The organism is Yersinia aleksiciae (assembly GCF_001047675.1).
In the GTDB taxonomy this organism is placed as follows: Bacteria; Pseudomonadota; Gammaproteobacteria; order Enterobacterales; family Enterobacteriaceae; genus Yersinia; species Yersinia aleksiciae.
The window spans coordinates 1319398-1342620 of the sequence record NZ_CP011975.1 but is presented as its reverse complement, the minus strand read 5'-3'; the positions used below and the strand labels follow the sequence as shown (position 1 = coordinate 1342620).

Genomic DNA, 23223 nt, shown 5'->3' with positions numbered 1-23223 from the left:
GTTAGCGGTAGCGCCAATGACTTTGGGAATGGCGGCATTAAGCGTTATCGAGGATGTGAATATTTACATCTAACACATCATCTTTGATGATTTCACGATGCCGCTGCATATGTTCTATCTGCAAATGTAATTCCAAATAGTGAACGCTCTGCCACTTTTCCAGCATAAAGATGGAGTCCGGCGATTTTTTCTGCCAGTCGAGTTGAGTTGGCACATCAACCATCGGTCGGTATTCACTGCAACCCTCTTCAGCCAACACCGCAGGTAACAGTTTTTCAATTGCCTGCAATACCGCCTCACGGCGTCCCGGTTTAACTTTTATTTCTGCAAAAACAGTAATCATTGCTGCCCCAAATTGCGTTACGGTGTGAAATTAAGCGGTCTGACCGTTAAAATGCACGGCTAAATGATGACGATAGCGGCTAATATCACCTTCGATATCAGGCTGCTTCATCACGTCATTACACATAAATGTTGGCAATGGCTCCATGCCAAGGAATTGGTTTGCCTTATGGAAATGCAGATAAACACCATCAACACCCACCCCCTCGAAGAACTGCGCGGGATCAGTAAAGGCTTCAATCGGTGCATTCCAGGTTACTGAAAGCATGTAAGTTTTACCCTGAATTAAGCCACCAGAACCGTAACCTTTAGTGACATCGGAGCGGGTACGGCCATCACTTTGATACAAACGACCATGACCAAAGGTAAAGACTTCATCAATATATTTTTTCAAAATCCAAGGTTCGCCCATCCACCAGGCTGGCATTTGGTAAATAACGGTATCGGCCCACAGATAATTCTCAATTTCACTTTCAATATCATAGCCTTGGTCAACTGTGGTAATTTTAACCTGATGACCACTTTCTTGCAGAAATTCAGCCGCTACGTTAGTGAGAGTGAGATTAAGCGCGCCTTTGGAGTGCGCAAATTCTTTCATCGCGTTAATAATTAATATGTTACTCATTGATATAATCCTTGTGAAGCGGGGAACTGATAGCATCTTGCTAATAGCACAAGAGAACAGCCAACCCGGAATACTGAGTATGCTAATGGTTACGACGCCAGAGAAAAATGCGCAATAATGCACAACACTCTTGCTTAATAAGCAACAAAAGGGATGGATTAAGGATAATTGGTACCTCTTATGTTTTTACCAAAGCCGAAATTTGTCCTGCTCAGGGGGAAAGATCGAGATTCTCTGTGGGTTGTGACAGTCACCCCGCAGATGAGGTACTATCGCGGGCAGAAATCGACAATAAACTTGCGGTGCCGATCCGCTGACGCCCAGTGATCGCCATTCCAGAGTCTGAGGATATTTGAGTAATGAGTGATTTGACTCATGACGGTGCAGAGCGCTTACCGCTGCACACCTTTACTGAAAACGCCTATCTGAACTATTCCATGTACGTCATCATGGATCGGGCGTTGCCATTTATCGGCGATGGTTTGAAACCAGTACAACGGCGTATCGTCTACGCGATGTCCGAGCTGGGGCTGAGCAATAACGCTAAATTCAAGAAATCCGCCCGTACCGTGGGTGACGTATTGGGTAAATATCATCCTCATGGCGACAGCGCTTGCTATGAAGCGATGGTACTGATGGCGCAGCCATTTTCTTACCGCTATCCGCTGGTGGATGGGCAAGGGAACTGGGGGGCACCGGATGATCCTAAGTCTTTTGCGGCGATGCGTTACACCGAATCCCGCTTGTCCAAATACGCCGAAGTGCTGCTGGGTGAGTTAGCCCAAGGCACGGTTGACTGGGTACCAAACTTCGATGGCACCATGCAGGAGCCGAAAATGCTACCTGCGCGCCTGCCGAATATTCTGCTCAACGGCACCACCGGGATCGCCGTGGGGATGGCAACCGATATTCCGCCCCATAATGTGCGCGAAATTGCTCAGGCAGTGATTGCCCTGATCGATAAACCAGCGACCTCACTCGAAGAGTTGCTGGAATTTGTGCAAGGGCCTGATTTCCCGACTGAAGCCGAGATCATTACCCCGCGTAATGAAATTCGTAAAATTTACGAAAATGGCCGTGGTTCTGTTCGTATGCGGGCATTGTGGAAGAAAGAGGATGGCAGCGCGGTGATTACCGCGTTACCGCATCAGGTCTCCGGTGCCAAGGTGCTGGAACAGATTGCCAGCCAGATGCGCGCCAAGAAATTGCCGATGGTTGAAGATTTACGTGATGAATCTGATCACGAAAACCCTACTCGGTTGGTGATTGTTCCCCGAACCAATCGTGTCGATCTGGATCAAGTGATGAACCATCTGTTCGCCACCACGGATCTGGAAAGAAGCTATCGCATCAACATGAATATGATCGGTCTGGATCATCGCCCGACAGTGAAAGGGCTGCTGGAGATCCTCACCGAGTGGTTGGTATTCCGCCGTCAAACGGTACGTAACCGCTTGAATTACCGACTGGAAAAGGTCCTGAAACGGCTGCATATTTTGGAAGGTTTATTGATTGCCTTCCTGAATATCGATGAAGTTATTCATATCATCCGCACCGAAGATGAGCCAAAACCGCTGCTGATGCAGCACTTTGCCATTTCTGAAACGCAGGCTGAAGCGATCCTCGAACTGAAACTTCGCCATTTAGCCAAACTGGAAGAGGTAAAGATTCGCGGTGAGCAAGATGAGTTAGCCAAAGAGCGCGATCAGTTACAGGCATTGCTGGCATCAGAACGCAAACTTAACACCATGATCAAAAAAGAGATTCAGGCAGATGCCGTAGCTTATGGTGACGACCGCCGTTCACCGCTGACTGAGCGCGCTGAAGCTAAAGCCATGAGTGATCATGACATTGTGCCTTCTGAGCCAGTGACCATTGTGCTGTCTGAAATGGGGTGGGTGCGCAGTGCGAAAGGCCATGATATCGACCCGAGTGGATTAAGCTATAAAGCGGGTGATAGCTTCCGTGCGGCAGCACGTGGCATGAGTAACCAACCGGTGGTGTTTATTGACTCCACTGGCCGCAGTTATGCATTAGATCCACTGACGCTGCCATCTGCACGTGGTCAAGGGGAGCCGCTGACTGGCAAACTGACGCCGCCACCGGGCGCGACCATCGAACAGGTATTGATGGCGTCGGACGAACAGAAATTCTTAATGGCATCGGATGCGGGCTACGGCTTCGTCTGTACTTTCAATGATTTGGTTGCTAAGAATCGTGCTGGCAAAGCGATGATTACGCTGCCAGAAAATGCCAAGGCTCTGCCGCCACTAGAGATTTATGGGCCGGATGACATGCTGTTATCCATCACGTCCGCTGGACGCATGTTGATGTTCCCAGTTGCAGATTTACCTGAGTTATCAAAAGGTAAGGGTAATAAAATCGTCTCAATCCCTGGCGCGCAAGCTGCAGCGGGTGAAGATCGTTTGGCATGGCTGTTTGTCTTACCGCCTCAAACATCTGTGACGCTTCACTTTGGTAAACGTAAGTTAACCTTGCGACCAGAAGATTTGCAGAAATTCCGCGCTGAACGTGGCCGGAAAGGCTCACCACTGCCTCGCGGGTTGCAACGCATTGATCGGGTTGAGATTGATGCACCAGCACGAGTGATACCAACAGATAACGAAGCTTAATATCCAGCATCGTTAGCGTTTTAGGTAGGCATCCGCCGTAAATGTAACGAATGGCGCGCGCATTTTGCGCGCGTTGTCGCGTAACATAATTATGGCAAGGAATCAGCGCGGTTTTTTGTGGTTAAGCCGTTATACTAGCGTCGATTAGGTGTCTAAGAGTCAGTGTTTAAGAGGGTGTTATGCTATTAATTTTGCGCACGGTACTGGCCGTTTTCTATTGTGTTCTGGTGTGTGTGTTTGGTTCGATTTATTGCCTATTCAGGCCGCGAAACCCGCGTAATCTCGCGACCTTCGCCCATCTGTTTGGTCGGATGTCAGTGCTGTTTGGCATTACGGTTGAGCAACGCATTCCTAAAGAAGCAGCAAACTACGGCACCTGCATTTATATTGCCAACCATCAAAATAACTACGATATGGTCACCATGTCGAACGTGGTTCAGTCCGGTACGGTCACTGTGGGTAAAAAGAGCCTGCTATGGGTGCCACTATTTGGCCCGCTATACTGGCTGACCGGTAACCTGCTGATTGATCGCGATAACCGCGCCAAAGCGCACGGCACTATTGCTCAAGTCGTCGAACAGGTGAAAAAAAGAAACGTCTCTATCTGGATGTTCCCAGAAGGCACTCGTAGCCGTGGCCGTGGTTTGCTGCCATTTAAGACTGGGGCTTTTCATGCCGCTATTGCTGCGGGTGTGCCGATTGTGCCAATTTGTGTTTCCAGCACCAATAACATCAACTTAAATCGTTGGTCAAATGGCAAAGTCATCGTCGAAATCATGCCGCCTGTGGATACCAAGGGTTATGGCAAAGAGCGTGTGCGCGAGTTGTCCGAACATTGCCGCAATCTGATGTTAGCTAAAATTGAGCAACTCGACGCAGAAATTGCCCAAGAAGCGCAACAGACCGCGACCGAAAAGTAATCTATTACTGCTGCGGCAAGCTATTGTGCGTCGGTTGTGGTGATTGATGTCAGTTTTGATTGAAGCGAATTTTGGTTGAAGCGGCTTGCAGTTGAAGCGGCTTGCAGTTGAAGCAGATTGCAGTTGAAGCCGATTGTAGCTGAATTTAAGTTTTGGATTTTCATTTAAACGACTCTGGTCGTGAGCGTTTTGCCGTCCTTCAGCGTTATTCGCAGTCAGGCAAAATTTTGCAGTAGATTTGATTGTGGTTTTCACGGAGAAGATATGTCACTCAGTCGTCGCCAGTTCATTCAGGCTACGGGCTTAGCGCTAGGTGCTGGTTCGTTGCCATTGAGGGCACAGGCTAATAGTACCCAACAACCCACGCTACCTGTTCCACCCTTACTGGAGTCCCGTCGCGGCCAACCGCTGTTTTTGACCTTACAGCGGGCGCACTGGGCATTCAGTGGTGGTCAGAAAGCCGCAGTTTGGGGGGTTAACGGTATGTACCTGGGGCCGACAGTCAGGGTCTTCAGCGGCGATGACGTTAAGCTCATCTACAGCAACCGTTTAACTGAACCGGTATCCATGACGATCAGCGGCTTGCAAGTTCCGGGGACATTGATGGGGGGCGCGGCACGCATGATTTCGCCTGGTGCTGATTGGTCTCCGGTATTGCCAGTACGCCAAGCAGCGGCGACCTGTTGGTATCATGCTAATACTCCTAATCGCATGGCACCACACGTGTATAACGGGTTGGCCGGCATGTGGCTGGTGGAAGATGAAATCAGCAAAGCAATGCCTTTGCCGAGCCATTACGGCGTTGATGATTTCCCGATCATTATTCAGGATAAGCGGCTGGATAACTTTGGCGTACCGGAATATGACCCACCGGCAAAGGGTGGTTTTGTCGGTGATACACTGCTGGTTAACGGGGTGCAAAGTCCGTTTGTTGAAGTTTCCCGTGGTTGGGTGCGGTTACGTTTACTTAACGCCTCTAACTCTCGTCGCTATACCTTGCAGCTGAGTGATGGTCGCCCGCTGCATGTTGTCGCCAGTGACCAGGGGTTCCTGCCCGCACCTGTGGCGGTACAGCAACTTTCGCTCGCCCCCGGTGAACGGCGTGAAGTGGTCATTGATATGTCGCAGGGCAGTGAAGTCTCTATCACGGCGGGGGATTCTGCCGGGATTATGGATCGTCTACGTGGCTTATTCGAGCCATCAAGTATTTTGATTTCCACATTGGTTCTGACCTTAAAGCCCACTGGTTTGCTGCCGTTAGTCACCGATAATCTGCCAATGCGTTTGCTGGCGGATCAAATTCTGGATGGCAATGTGATCCGTTCCCGTGAGTTTCGTTTGGGGGATGATCTGCCAGGAATCAATGGTGCAATTTGGGATATGGGCCGGGTGGATGCTCAGGCGCAGCAAGGCACTTGGGAGCGTTGGATGTTACATGCAGATATGCCGCAAGCATTTCATATTCAAGGCGTCTCTTTCCTGGTGAAGAGTGTCAATGGCGCTCCGGCGATGGCCGAGGATCGCGGTTGGAAGGATACCGTTTGGGTTGATGGTGATGTGGAGTTGCTGGTCTATTTCAACCAAGTTTCCTCGGAGCACTTCCCGTTCTTGTTCCACAGCCAAACGTTAGAAATGGCGGATCGCGGGTCGGCAGGGCAGTTGGTGACGGTGGCGGCCCCAACAGTTGGCTAGGTGCTGATCGGATCTGGTTTTTGTTGTGGATTGGTGATCCGGTTCAGTTGTTAAAGCTTTACGGCTCAACTTACCTCTGATGCCCCAACCGCCAATGGGTCACAAGCGCGTGACCCATTGGAACCCTAGGCTAGCGCACGTATCGCTTGTCCACTGCGTGGATACCCTCACTCATCGTTTCGGCTGACGGACGGCTTTATTATTGCCTCTTCGAGGCTACCCTTCGGGCCAACGCAGCGTTGTTCAAAACTGCTTCGCAGTGTTGTCGCGTCCCTGCTCATGACGCCTAAAACGGGCGTCCTGCCCGTTTTCCTTGCCTTCTCTCTTCACTCAGCAGCTCAAATGTGCTTTCAAACATGAAAATCAAAGCCATGGCTTGTGGCCTTGAGCGCAATCAGAAAAATTGCCGACAAAGACTGCAGGCCGAATATCCCGCGAAAGTGGCTGTCGAGCTGGGAGCGAGTCAGCACCGATTCGATAAGCTGGCAAGCTGTAGGAGGGGATAGCGCAGCCACACTATTTCGTGCAAGGCGCGGGTGTTGGGCCGCCGCCCTGCGGCCCGACTCGGTTGAGGCAACGGAGGTAAAGTGATCACCGAACGAACATCAACCGAAACCAGATCCGATCCAGAGGTCAAGTGAGCGCCGATCTCATGTCAACCGAACCCATCATCAACTCAACTTAATCCCTAAAACCACCAATATCCTTCCTCTTCTCATGGATAAATGCGTATAATCGCCGCCCGGTGATGATTTCTTAACCCGAACCACCTCCACTTTCCCCAATTCAAAGAGTGTTGCCATGAGTACCAGCTTGATCCAACCAGAGCGTGACCTGTTTTCCTATCAGCCATATTGGGCTGAATGCTATGGCACTGCGCCATTCTTGCCGATGTCACGGGAGGAGATGGACATATTGGGCTGGGACAGCTGCGATATCATTGTCATCACTGGCGATGCCTATGTTGACCATCCAAGCTTTGGTATGGCGATCATTGGCCGCATGTTGGAAGCCCAGGGCTTCCGCGTAGGGATTATTGCTCAGCCGGATTGGACCAATAAAGACGACTTTATGCGCCTTGGCGAGCCGAATCTGTTTTTCGGTGTGACTGCCGGGAATATGGACTCGATGATCAACCGCTATACCGCTGACCGGAAATTGCGTCACGACGATGCCTATACCCCCGATAACCAAAGCGGTAAGCGGCCCGATCGCGCTACGTTGGTGTATAGCCAGCGCTGCAAAGAGGCATACAGCCATGTGCCGGTATTACTCGGCGGTATCGAGGCCAGCCTACGGCGTATTGCTCACTACGACTATTGGTCAGATACGGTACGCCGTTCGGTTATCGTGGATGCTAAAGCGGATATGTTGGTCTACGGCAATGGCGAGCGGCCACTGGTTGAAGTTGCACATCGTCTGGCGGCGGGGGAGAAAATTGCCGATATTCAGGATGTGCGTAATACGGTAGTGATGCGAAAAACGGCGTTACCGGGCTGGAGTGGGGTGGATTCTACCCGTCTGGATAGCCCTGGGCGCATTGAAGCCATCCCTAATCCTTATGGCGAAGATCTGCCTTGTGCGACCAATGATATCCCTGAACCCGAAGCTAAACCTATTACGGTGCGTGCAGCGAAACCCAAGCCATGGGAAAAAACCTATGTCTTGCTGCCTTCTTACGAAAAAGTGAAGGCAGACAAAGTGTTATATGCCCACACCTCGCGGATTTTGCATCATGAAACCAACCCCGGCTGTGCGCGGGCTTTGATGCAGAAACATGGCGACCGCTACATCTGGATTAACCCGCCAGCGATTCCGCTCAGCACGGAAGAGATGGACAGCGTTTTTGCGCTACCTTACCAGCGCGTGCCGCACCCCGTTTATGGTAAATCGCCGATCCCAGCCTATGACATGATTCGCTTCTCGATCAATATCATGCGCGGTTGCTACGGCGGCTGTTCATTCTGCTCTATCACCGAGCATGAAGGGCGCATCATTCAGAGCCGTTCAGAAGATTCCATTATTCGTGAAATCGAAGAGATTCGCGACAAAGTCCCCGGCTTTACCGGCATTATTTCCGATCTTGGTGGCCCAACAGCGAATATGTACATGCTGCGCTGCCAATCACCGCGCGCTGAGCAAACATGCCGCCGTGCGTCTTGCGTCTATCCTGAAATCTGCCAGCACATGGATACCAACCATGAGCCGACCATCTCTCTGTACCGTCGGGCGCGTGATTTGAAGGGGATTAAAAAGATCTTGATCGCCTCTGGAGTGCGTTACGATCTGGCGGTCGAAGATCCGCGTTATATCAAAGAATTAGCCAGCCACCATGTGGGCGGCTACTTGAAAATTGCCCCGGAACACACTGAGGAAGGGCCACTTTCCAAAATGATGAAACCGGGAATGGGTAGCTATCAGCGCTTCAAAGAGCTATTTGATACCTACTCTAAGCAAGCGGGTAAAGAGCAGTATTTGATCCCTTATTTCATCTCTGCTCATCCAGGGACTGAGGATAAGGATATGGTCAATCTGGCGTTGTGGCTGAAGAAAAACCGCTTCCGTTTGGATCAGGTGCAGAACTTCTATCCCTCGCCGTTGGCGAACTCCACCACTATGTATTACACCGGTAAGAATCCGCTGTCGAAAGTCGATTATAAAAGTGAGGATGTGGTGGTGCCGAAAGGCGATCGTCAGCGGCGGCTGCATAAAGCATTGCTACGCTATCATGATCCGGCTAACTGGCCGATGATTCGCGACGCATTAGCCGATATGGGGTTACAGCATCTGATTGGTAGCCGTCGTGAATGTTTGGTTCCGGCACCGACAATAGAAGAGCAGCGTGTAGCACGTCGTGCATTGCGCCATCATACGCCAGCCTTGACCAAGCACACTTCAATCACCCGTCAGCGCCAGCCGGGTAGCCGAACTCAGGCTGTACCTGCGGACAAGAAACCGCAATCCGCCAATAGCACGTCTGCGTCTAAGTCATCATCAGGCAGCAAAACCGGCGCAAACAGAGCGCCGGTGAATAAGCCTTCGGGCATGAGCAAAGGTAAAGGCAAGCCCCATTAAGCTGAAAAAGTCTGGCTGAAATCAGCTGTCAGACCCGAAAGCATCCGGGTCTGGCCCTAATCGTTTACCACTGTCCAGCTTTGAAATTGCCGTCAATTCATCTTTGTGCAGCTTAAAATCAAACACCTCAAAATTCTCTTTGATACGCGTTGGTGTTACCGATTTTGGGATAACAATCAGCCCGCAATCAAGGTGCCAACGGATCACGACCTGTGCGGGTGTTTTGTTGTATTTTTGCGCAAGCTGGCGGATAACAGTTTGATCGAAAACACCTTCGCCACCTTGTGCCAAGGGGCTCCAGGATTCGGTCGCAATATGATGGGTGGCATTCCAGGCATGTAGCTGGCGCTGCTGTAGCAGTGGATGCAGTTCAATCTGATTGAGGGTCGGGGCAACACCGGTTTCATCAATCAGCCGCTGTAGATGAGGGATGTGGAAGTTACAGACGCCAATACTGCGGACCAAACCTTGCTCTTTCAATGTAATCAGCTCACGCCAAGCACGGACATAATGATCCTGCGCAGGAACGGGCCAATGAATCAAATAGAGGTCCACATAATCGAGCTGGAGTTTCTCCAGGCTCTCCTCCAACCCCTGCTTCGGATTGAGCTGGCTGTCATTCCACAGTTTGGTGGTGATAAATAGCTCATCGCGGGCGACGCCTGCCGTTTTTAGCGCCTTGCCGACACCTTCTTCATTTTTATAAATTGCTGCGGTATCGACTGACCGATAGCCCACCTCTAACGCCTTACTGACAGCGCGTTGCGTCTCTTCAATGCTTGCCCGCCAAACGCCGAGGCCAAGCTGTGGCATCAGGTTTCCATCGTGCAATTTGATAATGGGTTGCGTCGCCATGTTTATCTCCTTAGCTTACAAACTGAGCTGTTCCAGCCCTGTGACCGATAGTGTAAGTTTAGTCGTGATCATTATATTTATTAGCTTGGCTGGTATTTTATCGCGTGTGGGAAATCATCAAATGTGAACAGTTCTATCGTTGGCGCTGACCTGCTACTGGATAGGGGGAGCGTAATGTGTGGCAATAACCCAAAGCCTAGCAGTAAATAAATATAACGCCCACCATGATAGGTGAAAATGATGAATCATCGGCTGACTGAAGGCACACCATCAGGATAATGCCCTCAGCCATGAGAGAATCTGCTATCGCTGATCCTGTTACATCTTATTGTTAGACCGCAGCTTCGTAGATACGTTTACTCTCGGTTAATGTGATATCACCGTGTTCGCCAAGTTGGGTCATGCCGTGCTCTTCCAACTTTTTGATTAAATCGGGAATCGAACTGCCATCGAGTTTGTAGGCGGACAGACGTGTCGCGACACCCATGCTTTCAAAGAAATGACGGGTTGCTTCAATGGCTGCATCGATGCGTTGTTCTTCACTCCCTTCACGCAGGCCCCAGACACGCTCAGCATATTGCAGCAGTTTGGCGCGTTTTTGTTCTTTCTTGGCAACCAGCAGTGCAGGCAGTACCACCGCCAGGGTTTGTGCATGGTCAAGACCATGGCGTGCGGTTAATTCGTGGCCCAGCATATGCGTTGCCCAGTCTTGCGGTACACCCGCCCCAATCAGGCCATTTAATGCCATAGTGGCGCTCCACATAATATTGGCGCGCACGTCGTAATTTTCTGGGTCGGTCAATGCTTTCGGACCATCTTCAATCAGGGTTAACAGCAGCCCTTCTGCGAAGCGATCTTGCACTTTTGCATCCACCGGGTAAGTCAGGTATTGCTCGATGGTATGCACAAAGGCATCGACAACACCATTGGCAACCTGACGTGGCGGCAGACTGTAAGTCACAACCGGGTCCAGCACAGCAAACAGCGGTTGGACATGAGGTGAGAAGAAGTGTTGCTTATCGCCAGTACTGCGACGGCTGATTACCGCGCCACTGTTGGTTTCAGAACCGGTAGCAGGCAAGGTTAGCACTGAGCCCATTGGCAATGCTTCAGTGATATCACTACCTGTGGTTTCCAGAATGTGCCATGGATCTTGTGGATAGTTAACGGCGGCAGCAATGAACTTGGTGCCATCCAATACCGAACCACCGCCCACCGCCAGCAGGAAGTTGATTTTTTCTACCCGAATCAGTTCGACGGCTTTCATCAGGGTTTCATAGGTTGGGTTAGGTTCAATCCCGCCAAACTCTAGGAAATCAAAGCCTTTCAGTGCGTCATGGACTTGGTCCAACACGCCATTTTGCTTAATACTGCCGCCACCGTAGGTAATTAAAATGCGGGCATCAGCAGGAATCTCTTTACTCAGTTGCGCTATCTGGCCAGTACCGAACAGCACTTTAGTCGGGGTGTGGAGAGTGAAGTTTTGCATTATTTATCTTCCAACGTTGTCGATTTTATTGTCAGCCATTGTCGGCAACTTAGCGCCATATCTCAATGCACATTCCTGCCTTGCTCTTGCCTATTTCTCCAAAGCGCTGTAGAAAACTCGATAAATACAGCACAATTTATGTCAGATAGTTTCCGATGATAGATTACCCCAGATAACAGAAGCAGGTGAGAACACAATGGTTGAGGTGAATGATATTCAGGCACAGATGGCTAAAAAGATTACCCATCTGGCTCAGGGCAATGGTTTAACCCCGTCAGCCGTGCCACGGGTGAAAATTCTGTACTCCACCGTTCATCAGCCACGAACACCGGTAATGTACACCCCCAGTGTGGTGATTATATTTCAGGGGCATAAAGTCGGTTATTTGGGCAGTAAGGTATTTCGCTACGACCCAAAAAACTACCTGATTCTAACGGTGCCACTGCCGTTTGAATGTGAAACCTTCGCCAGCCCAGAGACACCGCTGGCAGGGATTTCGATTCATATCGATAGCCAGATGCTACAGGATTTGCTTATTGATATCGGTGATGATGAGCTGGATAAACCCTTCGGTAATACTTCGGGTGTTAATTCGTCTATGCTGACGGATGAGATGCTGTGTGCCACCGAGCGGTTGCTGGATGTGATGTCCAAACCCCGCGATGCCAGAGTACTAGGCCCACAAATTGTGCGTGAAATCCTCTACTATGTGCTCTGCGGTCAGTGTGGTGGAGCATTGCAGGCGTTGGTCAATCGCCATGGGCACTTCAATCAGATCACCAAAACACTTCGGCGGATTGAGCATCAGTTTGCCGATAACCTGAATGTCGAGCAGTTGGCGGCCGATGTGAACATGAGTGTTTCGGCGTTTCATCACAACTTTAAAGCAGTGACCAACACCTCTCCGCTGCAATACCTGAAATCTTACCGGCTGCATCGGGCACGGATGATGATGTTGCACGACGGCCTAAAGGCCAGTACCGCCGCGAACAAAGTGGGATATGAGAGCGCTTCACAGTTCAGCCGTGAATTTAAGCGCTATTTCGGCCATACCCCTAGCGAAGAGGTTGCCAAACTGCGGGCGAGCTGATGTGACTGCTTGCCTATTCAGTCACATTTTTACGTTTACACCACACCAGAACCAGTGTGCCGATCAAACCGACCAGCAGCAGAACAATGGGTAAAATCATCAGTGCAGTCATCACTTGGTTTTCATAATGTTTAACCAAGGGAATATGGCTAAGCGCGAAACCCAGCCCTACGACACTGCCAACCCAAAGCAGCCCACTGAGCCAGTTAAAGAACTGAAAACGAGCGCTGTTCAGGCCAGAAATACCGGCCAGTGTGGGCAACAAGGTACGCACAAAGGCGAGAAAACGACCAATAATCAGCGCGGCCAGACCATGGCGCACAAATAGCGTGTGGGCACGCTGACGATAATGGATCGGTAGCTGTAACAGCCACCTTTTTACCACTTTGGTATCGCCTAACCACAACCCTTGCAGGTAGCTCAGCCAACAACCGAGGCTGGCGGCAATGGTTAAAATTATCATTGTAGGCATAAAGCCCATAACGCCCTTGGCAATTAATGCACCCGCCAATAGCAACAGGCTATCACCGGGAAGGAAAGACGCCGGTAACAGACCGTTTTCTAAAAATAGAGTGGTAAAGAGTATGCCGTAAATAACCCAAATCACATTCGGGTCGGCAAGTTTACTAAAATCCTGCTGCCATAAGGCATGAAGGATTTCGCGTAATACATCCATTTCTGTTCCTGTTTGCCTATCGTGTGAGGATATTGTCTGTAACGACGAATGTTTGTAACGACGAATAGTTGTGTGGACCGACCTAGTGTATCTGCATTGGCGCTGATCCACATTGATCTTATCCTCAATAACTGAATTTTTGCGGGGATATATACATGCCGTTGATACTATTTTTGTAAGAGAGGATTAATGCGCGGAGATTGTCACCGCGCATTAACAAGTCATTCCGATAAAAACAAGTCATTCCGATAAAAACAAGTCATTCCGATAAAAACAAGTTATGCCGATAAAAATAAGTCATGTTGTTCAGAACCCGTTACTGCACGGTTTTAATGCGCTCAAACCCTGCTGTCAAATCGTCTTGCAAATCCTGAACATTCTCTAGACCAATATGCAGACGGAATAATGTGCCTTTAATTCCTTCGCCCTCATAGCGGCGAATGGCGCGGATATCCTTGGGCTGATAACCCAGAATCAAGGACTCAAACCCACCCCATGAGAAAGCCATACTGAAATGAGTGAAGTGGTCGAGATAGGCTTCCAACTGCTGCTGCGTTAACTCCTCTTTCAGCTCAAAGGAGAACAAGCCGTTACAGCCAGTGAAGTCGCGCAAGTAGAATTCATGACCTTTGCAGTCAGGCAGTGCGGGGTGATAGACCGCCGCAACTTCTGGGCGCTGAGCCAACCAGTGGGCGATCTCGATACTGTTTTTCTCATGCTGTTTTAGGCGAACACTTAGCGTGCGCAACCCACGGCTGGCAAGGTAAGCAGTGTCTGCATCGACCATTTGCCCCATCAGATAAGAGTCTTCTCGCAGTTGCTCCCAACAGCGAGCGTTGGCAACCGCAATGCCCAGCATGGCATCAGAGTGACCAATAATGTATTTCGTCCCTGATTGGATGGAGATATCAATATCAAAATCCAATGCTTTAAACAGCACACCGGCCGCCCAAGTATTGTCCATCATAATGACCATCTCAGGAGCGACAGCACGGATCGCTTTCACCATCGCCGGAATATCTTGTATTTCCATGGTGATAGAGCCGGGGGACTCAAGGAAAACGACTTTGGTTTCTGGGGTAATCAGGGCGGCAATTCCCGCGCCAATCATTGGGTCAAAATAGGTGGTGGTGATATTCATGCGCGACAAAATTTTATCGCAAAAACTTTGCGCTGGTTCATAGGCCGAACCGGTCATGAGCACATTATCGCCCGCTGAAACAAATGACAAAATTGCATTGCTGATGGCGGCAGCACCGCAAGGATAAAGGACGCACCCTGCGCCACCTTCCAGCTCAGTCATCGCTTCCTGCAAAGAGAAATGGGTTAGGGTGCCGCGGCGGCCATAGAAAAGCTCGCCATTTCCCCGATTAATGGTGGCATGTTTTTTCGCTTTAACCGAGTCGAAAACCAGAGAGGAAGCCCGCTGAATCACGGTATTGACTGAGCCTTGGGTGAACTTCTTACTCCTGCCCGCGCTGACCAGGAGTGTTTCCAGCTTTTCGGTGGTGGGTTTATTAGCAGACATGATTTCGTTGTTACCTTCTTATCAGCGATGCCCAGGTTTCATTGGTAGCATTTATAGGGGAAATTATTTCTTACGTTAACATGATGATTGTTAGGTGGGCGTAGCTTTTAACATGAAAAAAACTCAATAGGGTGACCCGCTGTTTTCTATGGGTTAATCATGGGAAAATACTGCGGAAGTGGCAAAATGAGACATTTATTAATGAGTCATAAGTGGGAGGAATTACATCCTGCAACGGTGTTATGGCGTCCAATCAATCAATTTCCCATATTTACAGTTAATGTCACTCTCGCTGTACAGCTAATTCTTCAATCCTGTTAGCCAAGCGGCGTACTCCCTGATATCAGACGATTTCTCATTTTTTCTCAAAAAATCGGCGTAAACACTAATGATAATTACTATCAATCCCCCATTTGTTTGATATGATCGGCACCTGATTTCGTCCTTAAATTGATATGCATATTGGGTGGAGGCACAGCGTGAAAACAGCTGGCAAAGAGATTAAAGATAAATCATGGGTGCAAGGTCAGGTGATGACAGGTGTCATGGCATTATTGCTGGTGGCAGGCTTAGCGGGTCATGCGCAAGCGGCACCAGGTAACGGCAGTGCTGTCGCTTCATCCGTTACACCAACAACTGCAACGTCGACCCCGCTACCTGCACCGGAAATCGCCACCGTGGCGGCAACAGCAGCAAACGGCGAAGCCAATCCAGCACCGATGGTTCAGCCATTAACGGCACCCGTCCCACAAGGGCTGGCGATGGACCTATCTGTCTGGGGCATGTATCAACATGCCGACGTGGTGGTGAAAGGCGTGATGATTGGCCTGGTATTGGCATCAATCGTCACTTGGACCATTTTGTTCTCCAAAGGCACTGAACTCTTCCGCGCACGCCGCCGCTTACTGCGAGAACATGAAGTTATTGGTGCAGTAACCGATCTGGATACCGCATCCGAGCGGGCAGAGGTGTTTGCCTCCGACAGCATTAGCAGCCTGTTGCTGCGTGAAGCGCAGAACGAACGTTTGTTGTCGGCAGAATCGAATGATCACAACGGCATTAAAGAGCGGACTGCTTTCCGTTTAGAGCGTCGGGTTGCTGCAATTGGCCGCCAAATGGGTAAAGGTAATGGTTTCCTCGCCACGATCGGTGCAATCTCCCCCTTTGTCGGGTTGTTTGGTACGGTTTGGGGCATCATGAACAGCTTTATCGGCATTGCCCATTCGCAGACCACTAATCTGGCAGTTGTTGCGCCGGGTATCGCTGAAGCTTTATTGGCAACGGCGTTAGGCTTGGTCGCGGCAATTCCTGCGGTGGTTATCTACAATATTTTTGCTCGCTTGATTGGTTCTTATCGTGCACAAGTGGGTGATGTTGCCGCGCAGGTGTTACTGCTGTTAAGTCGTGACCTTGATCTGAATAGCAGCGCTGAAGCAAAGTCATCTAAGCAACCTCACCAATTGCGTGCGGGGTGATTTATGGCAATGCGGATGAATGATAACCTCGATGAAAGTGGTGAATTACACGAAATTAACGTGACACCCTTTATCGATGTGATGTTGGTATTACTGATTATCTTTATGGTGGCGGCACCATTGGCCACAGTTGATATCAAAGTGGATCTACCGGCCTCCTCTGCGGTGCCACAACCAAGGCCAGAGAAACCGGTATTCCTGACGGTTAAAGCGGATAACCAGTTATATGTCGGTGACCAGCAGGTTGATCGCGACACACTGGCGGCGGCACTGGATAAAATGACCCAATCCAACAAAGAGACCACTATTTTCTTCCAGGCAGATAAAGTGGTGGATTATGAAACCTTGATGAGCGTGATGGATGCGCTGCGTAAATCGGGTTACCTCAAGGTTGGATTAGTCGGTATGGAAGCCGGCGGCGCTAAGTAGCCTGTAACAGGCGCGGTGGTGAATGAATACGACCGCGCCTGATCATATTAATGTTTAGGTGTATTACGTCCCACCTCACTGGAGGTTTTAGCCCCTAATACCTCTCTGAGCTCGGCTTCTAATTCGTGGGCATTATGTGCTTCGTAGAAATTATCTTCGCCGACGCATTTTTTCCAGTCAATATAATTATGTGCCTTTGCTTTTTCAGGGGCATATCCAATAGCAATAAACGCCATGGTAATTTTATTAGCAGCAATGGCTTCACACATCCCTTTGCCAATAAGCTTTTGGGTGATGTGAAAAGCAGCTCTATCTTTGAATTTACCCGGTGGATTTTCGTCATTTGAGTCTTCACCGTCAGACAGAATGACCATTAATTTTTTCCTATTATTATTCGTATTGTTGAATTCTTCATTAGCAGCTAATATGCCAGAACTTACCAATGTACCTCCGGAGGGTCTTGCTGAAAGAGTATTTTTTATATTCTTAATATTGGAAATATCTAGTGAGCTTATATTGGCTCCCTTTAAACAAATAGCAGTATTAAGTATCTCATCTAGAGAGGTGTTTATTTTAGCAAACCCTTTAGATATTGAATTGATTGTTTTATCATAATCAATGTTATCTTCTATAATATCCATTATATTAACGGGTTTTGATATATTATAGGTTCTATCCAGAAATTCTAAAGCTGAAGTGGATTTTCTATTTTCTATTTCAGCCAATATTTTAAGGTAAATGTCATGGTATTGGTCAAGATGTAATCGCCCATATGCAATATCTTTGACATCATTAAAGCTTTTCGGCGTCAAAAACGGTTTTAAGTTAGATGGAGAGTATTTTCTAAGGTAATCCCCATTTTGCATGTTTTTTTTAGGTACAAAAGGGAAATGACAATTATATTTATCTTTCGGTCCCCGCCCTACAATAGTTTTAGTTCCCCATGAGAATGGTATAAACCCAATAGTATTGATCTTCTTATTTTCAAATATAGTACTATTTAAACTTTGAAATATGTCTCTTAAAATATCAATTTTTTGCCTTTTATCATCAGTTCTATTAAAAGGCCAATTCATTGAGGTTGAATAATCTAAAACAAATACTACATCCGTTGATTCAGAGGGTTGGGCTGTAATATCCTTCTTGGCTGCACCATTGTCTTCTGTGCTTACCATCGCGATTTGGGTCTTGTCTAAAAATTTAGCTGAGTAACTCATGGTGGTTTTAGAGTTATATTCAAGGTGATCACTGTTTTTAATGATATCAATCACGGGTACTGAAAAGCTTTCAGATGGTAAATATGCTCTGGCATAATCGTTAACTAAGTGGCTATTCTTCGCTGTTTGAGCTACATCTGGCACATCGTTATTCTCAACGGTTAATGCAAGTGTTGCTTGTTCAATAGCATCAGAAAGTTTGGCTTTTTTCTGCAAAAAAAGTGAGATTTCAAAAGATAAGAATAATAACCCAATAAAAAGAGGTAGGAGTACAAGAAAAGGCAATAAAATGGTACCTTGTTCATTTTTCATAAATAGTGAAAGTAAATTATTTTTACGAAAAGTAGGTCTATTCGTTAGCATAAATATCCTTTTAATTTCATGATAATATCCCGATAAGCTAGGTATCATCTTTCAATAGTCACTGCGGATGATTTTATCGGAGTGGCTGTTCCACCCCCATTAAATAAGGTGTTATACCAAGGTGCTGTAGGTAGACATAATGTCACCTGATAAAGGGGTATCCAGCGGCCTGTTGTATTAGCATAGGGCGACAAGTCCTGCATATCATTTAATTGTCTGGTTGGTTGACAGACTCCGATGCTAAATGACCCGGTTTTCTGATTATCAATATTCTTTGTTCCAGATGCGGAAGGAATAAAATGTAATGTCTCTATCCTCATCGCAAGATTATTACTATCCACTCCTGAATCTAACAGCATTTTTTCAGCGAGTTGTTTTAACTCTGCCACTTGTGCCTGAGTCAGATCATGATCATCGCTATATAACTTATTTCGCTCCCTGACTATTCCAGCAAGAGAATATGAAAGTCGGTCCAATTTACCTACAGTTGATTGATATGCTGTAACAGTAATGAGTATTTTTATAAGTAGTGTCAGAATGAAAAGAATAAAAACGAATTCGATAATGACGGCCCCGTTGCGGCTACTAATAAAACGGTTATAGCTAATTTTCTTGTACAAAAATCACCTCGCGAGATAATAAAGTAGCAGCCCAGATGGAGGAGATAGGGAAAAAAATAGGATGATAAGTGTATTTTACTGTATAGCGAGCCAGTTTTTGATTGGCATATATGGCACTCATGTTATCCGCAATAATATCTGATATGTTTTTACTAAACTTTACATCAACAGTAACATGATTATTTTGGTTAATAAATTTCCCCAACATACCTTGTTGAGCATTTAGTTTCTCAAAGAATTTTGATTGATAGGTTGCGTTATCACCATTTTCTTTATTTTTAGCTGACTTCGCAGCTTCAGATACTGCCAGATCCAGGCTGGCAGATATATAAAATAAGCGGGCGGCTTCAGATGAGAACAGTAGTGTCAATACAAATAGAACGAATACTATTGAAAACTCAATAGCAACGGAACCCTTATTTGAGCGAAAAAAAAGCCATCTTCTCTCACGCATTATGCACCTTCATCACTTGATTTTTGTTGACGAAGATTACTGACTTGACTCAACGCTAATATCAACTCATCAGGGTCGGTCGCCATTTTATCAGCAATAATTATCTTTTTAGCATACTGGGTGTCGCCTAATTGAATAAGTGAGAATACCAAATTATGTAACATTAGCGGATTTTTATTGCCCGCCAGATAGTCAGGTAAAAGTATTCTGACCGCATCAGTATAACGGTCATCGAGCATTGCCACGACCGCGAGATTATTCATTGCTGTTTCATCAGAAATGAACAAGGATCGAGATTGCTCAAAGGCTGTTTCCGCTTTATGTGTTTCACCATTATTTGCAAGGACAATCCCGTTCAAGTTATGTGTTTCGGCATTACTTGGTGAAATGGCAATGAGCTTATTTACAGCAGTCTGAGCAGCATCGATATCATTGATATTGATTAGATTCTTGGCTTGCAGGATATAAAATGATTCATTCTCCTTATTAACTATCGGCTGTAAATAATATAGAGATGACTTGCTGTCACCTGCAAGATAGTAGGCATTGGCTAATTTTAGCCTAATCGAATCATCTTCTTTTGATTTTAATTTCTCTCGGTATAAGCTAATGAGTCCACCATAATTATTGGCTTTGAGTAAGATGCTTTCTCGATAAGAAAATTCTTTTTGACTCATACTATTAGAAGCACAGCCATTAAGTATAAAAGTAAAAATGGAAACAATGATAGTAGACTTAATTGTTTTGTACATATGAAATCAACTCCAATATACTAGGTGATATAACTAAGACGATAAAGGGAATAACAATAAAAATGAATAAAGGTATTGTCAATTTCGTTGATAACTTACTGATTTTTTCCTCTGTAACTAATAGCTGCATTTCTCTTATATCCTGAGATAGCTTAATTAATTGATCGTAAACAGAAGAGCCAAAACTAATGCTATATTGTAGAGTGCTGCAAAACATTCTCATTTCAGTTTTAGTTGAACACTGATGTAATTCTTTAATTGCACTTTCCAACCCATTGATTTCAGCTCGTTTGGCCATTTTGTTCATTATTAGACTCAAGTCGGGGTTTATCAATTTGAATTTTTGTGCGGTATAACTCAATGAGCTGTCTATCGTCATGCCAGACTGAACACATGCGGCCGTAATATCAATAAAAAAAGGGAGTGATTTGAGCACTGACTCAGTTCTTCTGGCGATCACATTTTTCATTATTAATTTTGGGAGATACAGTGTCACTAATAAAATAGTTAATCCTATAATTATCGAGCTATTTAAGCTGAGGTTGATTGTATTTGTAACGAAAAATATAGTCACTATCATTAGAGATATGGCTATAATGACAAATTTTAAATAAACCACATTATGGAGAATAAACGGAAGGTGGATGAAATCAGATAGATCTTTACTCTGATTACTTCCTTCTTTCTTTTTGCCTGTTATTTCTTGTGGTGTTTCATATTCACTTATTCTATTGTATATTGATATTTTATTTGAATTTGACTTCACTCTTAATAATATAATCACCCCAAGTAATACAATGGCAATAAATATAAATATTTTCATAATATTTTCCTGAGCATTCCTCTTATTAATGATATCCCAATTATTTCGCTGGCGATAATATAGTAAAATATTATCCGACCAATAGGGTGGTTCCACATTGAATCTATTGTTGTTGGGTCAATAAAATAGAGTAGCAAAGAGAATGCAATCGGCATTAAAGAGATAATATTGACTGACATACGTGTTTGAGCTGTCATCACGGATTTTTTCTGCTCAGTTGTTTTGTTTTTGGTGATCACGCTCGATAAGCGGTTAGTCAGTTCTCTTAATTGCCCACCTTGCTGGAGGTTAAGTAAAATGATGGTAATAAGAAAATAGAATTCAGGGTAATGAAAACGCTTATAGGCATCATAAAAGACGGCTTCAGGTGACTCCCCCAAATTAAGCTTCCGACAAATAAGGTTAAGTTCATGGCCTAGTGGGCCACCTATCTCATGTCTACAGCGCTCTAGTACTTGATTGATACTTGCACCACTGCTGGCGGCCATATTTATCATCAAAAGAACTTCGGGAAAATCCTGATTGAAAAGAGATTGATGCAATTTTCTTGATAGCTTTAGTTGAATATATAGCATGCTGATAAATATAAAAATCAGAACAGCAATGGCATTAATGTTAAACCAATAACAATTGGCTGCGTAAACGCAAAAAAAATAAATTATCGGAATGGAAATGTGTTTTTTGTTTTTATTTTTAATTATATAAGATAGATAATCAGTCCACTCTAATAATATGTTTTTAGCGAAGCTTATGATATTGAGCTCTTTCTTAAACGACCTTCTTTCAGTGTTATCAATGGATTTCTTTATCTTAATCCACTTAATGCTGTTTAGAGAGAATAATATAACTCCGAATGCTAACGTAATGTAATAAATCATTCTTCCACCACAGAAAAAATGCTGCTTAATTCATTTGATAAGTTATAGATATCGGCATTTATCCTGACAGCGGAGCGGCTGAATAAACCATGATTGATAAAATCACCTTGTATTTTACCTTGCTGATCGCGTTCTTTCTTGGGCTTAAATGAAAATATATCCTGTAAGACGACATTCTCACCTTCCATCCCCATAATTTCACTGATATAGCGTATTTTTCGTGAGCCATCATTCATCCGTGAAACTTGCACTATCAAATTGATCGCTGAAGCAATATTACGCCGAATAGTAAAGATAGGCATATTAACTGGCCCCATCATGATCATACTCTCCAACCGGGCAATAGCATCACGCGGTGAATTAGCATGCAGGGTCGACATTGAACCATTATGGCCAGTATTCATCGCCTGAAGCATTTCAAAGGTTTCTTCACCTCGACACTCACCAATAATGATCCTGTCAGGGCGCATACGCAGTGAGTTAATCACTAAATCACGCATAGTGATCTGCCCGGTATTTTCCAAACCCGCCAGGCGTGTTTCCATCCGTACAACATGGGGCTGCTCAAGATTCAGCTCAGCGGCGTCTTCTAAAGTAATCACTCTCTCATTTTCAGAGATATATTTTGATAGCGCGTTGAGTAACGTTGTCTTCCCTGAGCCGGTGCCGCCAGAGATTATAATATTGACTCGGCAACTGGCGGAAATAATCAAAAAATTAGCCATGTCGCTGCTCATGGCTCCCATATCAACCAAGTCTTCTAATTTTCTTTTATTGCTACTAAATTTTCGGATAGAAAGTGCTGTCCCATCTAATGCTATAGGACTGATTGCTGCATTGATTCGACTGCCATCAATTAACCGTGCATCCGCCAGAGGCCGACCTTCATCAATACGGCGGTTTACCCGTTGCATTAAGCGTTTGGTAATATCTGTCAGTTGAGTATTATTAATAAATCGACGATTACTTAAGCTTATTAATCCATAGCGTTCAATAAATATTTTCTCAGGGCCATTAACCATAATATCACTAATGGAATCATCCTCCATTAATTCTCTTAGTGGTCCAAATCCTGTGATCTCATCCGCTATCATTTCGATGATCTTTTTCTGATCTTGGGTTGTTAATTGATGTTCATTATCATTAAATAACTCATAGAATGTTTGCGAAAGTAAATTACTGAGTTTGCTATAGTCATCAACAAGATGTTCCACTTTATCTATGTCAATGTTAGCTAGCATTTTCTCACGAATTAGTTCTTGTATGATTAATGATACTTTCATGACC

20 protein-coding genes are annotated in these 23223 nt (G+C 46.1%); 7 read left to right on the top strand and 13 right to left on the bottom strand.

Going from position 1 to position 23223, the window contains the following annotated elements:
- Positions 1 to 37: 37 nt before the first annotated feature.
- Positions 38 to 343: a putative quinol monooxygenase gene (locus ACZ76_RS06190; protein WP_048617774.1), complete on the bottom strand. Its 306-nt coding sequence runs from the start codon at positions 341 to 343 to the stop codon at positions 38 to 40.
- Between the two features lie 30 nt (positions 344 to 373).
- On the bottom strand, positions 374 to 967 hold the full coding sequence (locus ACZ76_RS06185; protein WP_048617772.1) for an NAD(P)H-dependent oxidoreductase: 594 nt from the start codon (positions 965 to 967) through the stop codon (positions 374 to 376).
- 359 nt (positions 968 to 1326) lie between these two features.
- Here ACZ76_RS06185 and parC point away from each other — a divergent pair, with 359 nt between their 5' ends.
- The 4 genes from parC to ACZ76_RS06165 all read left to right on the top strand — a co-directional run bounded on the left by parC (position 1327) and on the right by ACZ76_RS06165 (position 9287).
- Positions 1327 to 3600, top strand: a complete 2274-nt coding sequence (parC, locus tag ACZ76_RS06180) for a DNA topoisomerase IV subunit A (protein WP_048617770.1) — start codon at positions 1327 to 1329, stop codon at positions 3598 to 3600.
- Positions 3601 to 3779: 179 nt separating this feature from the next.
- Complete coding sequence (locus ACZ76_RS06175; RefSeq protein WP_048617768.1) at positions 3780 to 4520, top strand: 1-acylglycerol-3-phosphate O-acyltransferase; 741 nt, start codon at positions 3780 to 3782, stop codon at positions 4518 to 4520.
- 264 nt (positions 4521 to 4784) lie between these two features.
- Positions 4785 to 6212, top strand: coding sequence for a cell division protein FtsP (gene ftsP, locus ACZ76_RS06170; RefSeq protein ID WP_048617766.1), 1428 nt, complete (start codon positions 4785 to 4787; stop codon positions 6210 to 6212).
- Positions 6213 to 7013: 801 nt separating this feature from the next.
- A complete protein-coding gene (locus tag ACZ76_RS06165; protein WP_048617764.1) occupies positions 7014 to 9287 on the top strand; it encodes a YgiQ family radical SAM protein in 2274 nt (757 codons plus the stop codon).
- Between the two features lie 21 nt (positions 9288 to 9308).
- Here ACZ76_RS06165 and dkgA read toward each other — a convergent pair whose 3' ends face one another.
- Positions 9309 to 10142 (bottom strand): 2,5-didehydrogluconate reductase DkgA, encoded by an 834-nt coding sequence (gene dkgA / locus ACZ76_RS06160; protein WP_048617762.1) that lies wholly within the window; start codon positions 10140 to 10142, stop codon positions 9309 to 9311.
- Between the two features lie 331 nt (positions 10143 to 10473).
- Positions 10474 to 11631, bottom strand: coding sequence for an alcohol dehydrogenase (yqhD, locus tag ACZ76_RS06155; RefSeq protein ID WP_048617761.1), 1158 nt, complete (start codon positions 11629 to 11631; stop codon positions 10474 to 10476).
- Positions 11632 to 11827: 196 nt separating this feature from the next.
- Between yqhD and ACZ76_RS06150 the strand changes: the two genes are divergently transcribed.
- Positions 11828 to 12721 (top strand): AraC family transcriptional regulator, encoded by an 894-nt coding sequence (locus tag ACZ76_RS06150; protein ID WP_048617759.1) that lies wholly within the window; start codon positions 11828 to 11830, stop codon positions 12719 to 12721.
- Between the two features lie 13 nt (positions 12722 to 12734).
- Here ACZ76_RS06150 and ACZ76_RS06145 read toward each other — a convergent pair whose 3' ends face one another.
- On the bottom strand, positions 12735 to 13397 hold the full coding sequence (locus ACZ76_RS06145; protein WP_048617758.1) for a DedA family protein: 663 nt from the start codon (positions 13395 to 13397) through the stop codon (positions 12735 to 12737).
- A 316-nt stretch (positions 13398 to 13713) separates the two neighbouring features.
- Positions 13714 to 14925: a cystathionine beta-lyase gene (gene metC, locus ACZ76_RS06140; RefSeq protein ID WP_048617756.1), complete on the bottom strand. Its 1212-nt coding sequence runs from the start codon at positions 14923 to 14925 to the stop codon at positions 13714 to 13716.
- Between the two features lie 479 nt (positions 14926 to 15404).
- On the opposite strand from metC, the gene exbB reads away from it, so the two are divergent.
- Entirely contained in the window at positions 15405 to 16400 is a 996-nt protein-coding gene (gene exbB, locus ACZ76_RS06135; protein WP_074007636.1) for a tol-pal system-associated acyl-CoA thioesterase, read from the top strand.
- A 3-nt stretch (positions 16401 to 16403) separates the two neighbouring features.
- Positions 16404 to 16829, top strand: a complete 426-nt coding sequence (gene exbD / locus ACZ76_RS06130) for a TonB system transport protein ExbD (RefSeq protein WP_048617754.1) — start codon at positions 16404 to 16406, stop codon at positions 16827 to 16829.
- Positions 16830 to 16876: 47 nt separating this feature from the next.
- Here the strand turns inward: exbD and ACZ76_RS17935 are convergent, their stop codons facing one another.
- From ACZ76_RS17935 to ACZ76_RS06090, 7 genes are read right to left on the bottom strand one after another with little or no spacing between them, the layout of a single operon-like run.
- Complete coding sequence (locus ACZ76_RS17935; protein WP_053082170.1) at positions 16877 to 18409, bottom strand: vWA domain-containing protein; 1533 nt, start codon at positions 18407 to 18409, stop codon at positions 16877 to 16879.
- Positions 18410 to 18453: 44 nt separating this feature from the next.
- Complete coding sequence (gene tadF / locus ACZ76_RS06115; protein ID WP_048617753.1) at positions 18454 to 19029, bottom strand: tight adherence pilus pseudopilin TadF; 576 nt, start codon at positions 19027 to 19029, stop codon at positions 18454 to 18456.
- Positions 19013 to 19483, bottom strand: a complete 471-nt coding sequence (locus tag ACZ76_RS06110; protein ID WP_048617751.1) for a TadE/TadG family type IV pilus assembly protein — start codon at positions 19481 to 19483, stop codon at positions 19013 to 19015. The genes tadF and ACZ76_RS06110 overlap by 17 nt, the downstream gene beginning before the upstream one ends.
- On the bottom strand, positions 19483 to 20235 hold the full coding sequence (locus ACZ76_RS06105) for a tetratricopeptide repeat protein (protein WP_048617750.1): 753 nt from the start codon (positions 20233 to 20235) through the stop codon (positions 19483 to 19485). The genes ACZ76_RS06110 and ACZ76_RS06105 overlap by 1 nt, the downstream gene beginning before the upstream one ends.
- Positions 20219 to 21058: a type II secretion system F family protein gene (locus tag ACZ76_RS06100; RefSeq protein WP_048617748.1), complete on the bottom strand. Its 840-nt coding sequence runs from the start codon at positions 21056 to 21058 to the stop codon at positions 20219 to 20221. Before ACZ76_RS06100 ends, ACZ76_RS06105 begins: the two co-directional genes overlap by 17 nt.
- Positions 21055 to 21936 carry a type II secretion system F family protein gene (locus ACZ76_RS06095; protein WP_048617746.1) on the bottom strand — a complete coding sequence of 294 codons (882 nt, stop codon included), beginning with the start codon at positions 21934 to 21936 and terminating at the stop codon, positions 21055 to 21057. Before ACZ76_RS06095 ends, ACZ76_RS06100 begins: the two co-directional genes overlap by 4 nt.
- Positions 21933 to 23219, bottom strand: coding sequence for a CpaF family protein (locus tag ACZ76_RS06090; protein WP_048617744.1), 1287 nt, complete (start codon positions 23217 to 23219; stop codon positions 21933 to 21935). Before ACZ76_RS06090 ends, ACZ76_RS06095 begins: the two co-directional genes overlap by 4 nt.
- Between the last annotated feature and the right edge of the window lie 4 nt (positions 23220 to 23223).

Excerpts from the sequence above, each read along its gene's own strand:
- ACZ76_RS06175 (WP_048617768.1), top strand. The coding sequence starts at position 3,780 with ATGCTATTAATTTTGCGCACGGTACTGGCCGTTTTCTATTGTGTTCTG.
- ACZ76_RS06190 (WP_048617774.1), bottom strand. The coding sequence starts at position 343 with ATGATTACTGTTTTTGCAGAAATAAAAGTTAAACCGGGACGCCGTGAG.
- ACZ76_RS06105 (WP_048617750.1), bottom strand. The coding sequence starts at position 20,235 with ATGTACAAAACAATTAAGTCTACTATCATTGTTTCCATTTTTACTTTT.
- ACZ76_RS06185 (WP_048617772.1), bottom strand. The coding sequence starts at position 967 with ATGAGTAACATATTAATTATTAACGCGATGAAAGAATTTGCGCACTCC.
- metC (WP_048617756.1), bottom strand. The coding sequence starts at position 14,925 with ATGTCTGCTAATAAACCCACCACCGAAAAGCTGGAAACACTCCTGGTC.
- ACZ76_RS06150 (WP_048617759.1), top strand. The coding sequence starts at position 11,828 with ATGGTTGAGGTGAATGATATTCAGGCACAGATGGCTAAAAAGATTACC.
- ACZ76_RS06100 (WP_048617748.1), bottom strand. The coding sequence starts at position 21,058 with ATGAAAATATTTATATTTATTGCCATTGTATTACTTGGGGTGATTATA.
- exbD (WP_048617754.1), top strand. The coding sequence starts at position 16,404 with ATGGCAATGCGGATGAATGATAACCTCGATGAAAGTGGTGAATTACAC.
- ACZ76_RS06110 (WP_048617751.1), bottom strand. The coding sequence starts at position 19,483 with ATGCGTGAGAGAAGATGGCTTTTTTTTCGCTCAAATAAGGGTTCCGTT.
- ftsP (WP_048617766.1), top strand. The coding sequence starts at position 4,785 with ATGTCACTCAGTCGTCGCCAGTTCATTCAGGCTACGGGCTTAGCGCTA.
- ACZ76_RS06145 (WP_048617758.1), bottom strand. The coding sequence starts at position 13,397 with ATGGATGTATTACGCGAAATCCTTCATGCCTTATGGCAGCAGGATTTT.
- ACZ76_RS06095 (WP_048617746.1), bottom strand. The coding sequence starts at position 21,936 with ATGATTTATTACATTACGTTAGCATTCGGAGTTATATTATTCTCTCTA.
- ACZ76_RS17935 (WP_053082170.1), bottom strand. The coding sequence starts at position 18,409 with ATGCTAACGAATAGACCTACTTTTCGTAAAAATAATTTACTTTCACTA.
- dkgA (WP_048617762.1), bottom strand. The coding sequence starts at position 10,142 with ATGGCGACGCAACCCATTATCAAATTGCACGATGGAAACCTGATGCCA.
- ACZ76_RS06165 (WP_048617764.1), top strand. The coding sequence starts at position 7,014 with ATGAGTACCAGCTTGATCCAACCAGAGCGTGACCTGTTTTCCTATCAG.
- parC (WP_048617770.1), top strand. The coding sequence starts at position 1,327 with ATGAGTGATTTGACTCATGACGGTGCAGAGCGCTTACCGCTGCACACC.
- ACZ76_RS06090 (WP_048617744.1), bottom strand. The coding sequence starts at position 23,219 with ATGAAAGTATCATTAATCATACAAGAACTAATTCGTGAGAAAATGCTA.
- yqhD (WP_048617761.1), bottom strand. The coding sequence starts at position 11,631 with ATGCAAAACTTCACTCTCCACACCCCGACTAAAGTGCTGTTCGGTACT.